The organism is Blautia sp. HCN-20427 (assembly GCF_037890365.1).
In the GTDB taxonomy this organism is placed as follows: Bacteria; Bacillota; Clostridia; order Lachnospirales; family Lachnospiraceae; genus Blautia.
The window spans coordinates 1-1,391 of sequence record NZ_JBBKBX010000061.1 but is presented as its reverse complement, the minus strand read 5'-3'; the positions used below and the strand labels follow the sequence as shown (position 1 = coordinate 1,391).

At 54.5% G+C, this 1,391-nt stretch carries 1 protein-coding gene; it reads right to left on the bottom strand.

The features are described from left to right. Window positions 1-158: 158 nt before the first annotated feature. Entirely contained in the window at window positions 159-1,379 is a 1,221-nt protein-coding gene (gene tet(40) / locus WKT17_RS16185; RefSeq protein WP_024407615.1) for a tetracycline efflux MFS transporter Tet(40), read from the bottom strand. Window positions 1,380-1,391: the final 12 nt, after the last annotated feature.

The window sequence follows — 1,391 nt, the reverse complement described above, 5'->3', positions numbered from 1 at the left end:
TGCTCATGTACGGTAAAGTATCACAAGAAAATTATGTCGAATTGACAGCCGCCTCCGCTATACCGAATAAGGAAATAAAGAGTCCTCAAATTTTGCGCTACTAAATGAAGACGAGCGGAAGTAATCTCCCGCTCGTCAGTAAACTTAACTATGCCATATCAATCCCGCTTCTTTCCCGCCACCGGCACTAAGAACAGCGCGGGCAACAGCAGGAAAGCGGTACAGACCAGCCCCCAGGGTATGGACACCTGCTGGGCTACCAGCCCCACAATAGGCCCGCCGATGATCTGCCCGAAAGAGTCCAGCTGTCCGCTGGTGGAAAAGACTGTGGCGCGCATTTTCTCATCCACATGGTCGTTCATCCAGGCGGCCAGCACAGGCTCCTTGATGGTGCGCATAAGCCCCGCCAGCAGGAACACCAACAACATGAACCAAAAGCTCCGCCCCACCGCGAAGAGAACCAGGCACAGGATATACCCGGCGCTGGTGGACATGACCACACTGGTTCGGCTGACAGTCCCTTTTTTCTCCATGCGGGCGATGAGCAACTGAGAAGCCAGAATACCTAAGCCGTTGCCGATAAGACTGATAACACCGAACCAAGTGACGCTGTTCAGCGGCCCGATAACGGGTATTACCGTGTCATCCAGAAAATGAGCGGTGGAGAGCCGGTCAAAGCCTTCACTGGCAAGTCCCCCGCATAGTGTGATTGCTAAGAGCGCCAGCAACACAGGTGCGCCTTTCACAAAGCCCAGGTTGAGCTTGAACAGGCAGACAAAGTCTTTAAGCAAGCCCTGCCGTTCCTCAATAGCAGGGGAGAAGTTGGTTTCTGGCATGATGCGAACCATCACCAGCCCCAACAACAAGCACAAACTGCCCCCCAAGATGACAGGCATTTGCAGGTTTATGTTTCCCAGCAGTGTGCCCAGCACCACGCCCAGAACGCCGCCGATTTGCCCCATTTGACTGCCCCGCAGGAACACCTTGTCTATGGGTTTGTCCTCTTCCTCCGAGGCAATCCACGCCTCCAGAGCGCCGGTGATGAAGGTATCACCGCAACCCCAGACAACCTGGGCCAGCAGAACCGGCGCGAACCACGGTAGCGCACCCTCCATCAGAAAGCCCAGGCCGTAGAGGAACATTCCAATCAGCACCGAGCGCCGACGGCTATACAAATCCGCCACCACACCGGTGGGTATCTCGAACAGAAAGCAGGAGGTCTCCAGAACCGTCCCTACCAGGACAAGCTGGAAAGCATCCAGCTGCACCACCTCCAGGTGGTACACGATGGAAAGCACTGTGGACATAGAAACCGCCAGGGAACAGACAAATCGGAACAGCAGGTAGACAGAATATGCCTTTGAATTTTTAGCAAACATGAAGTTACATTC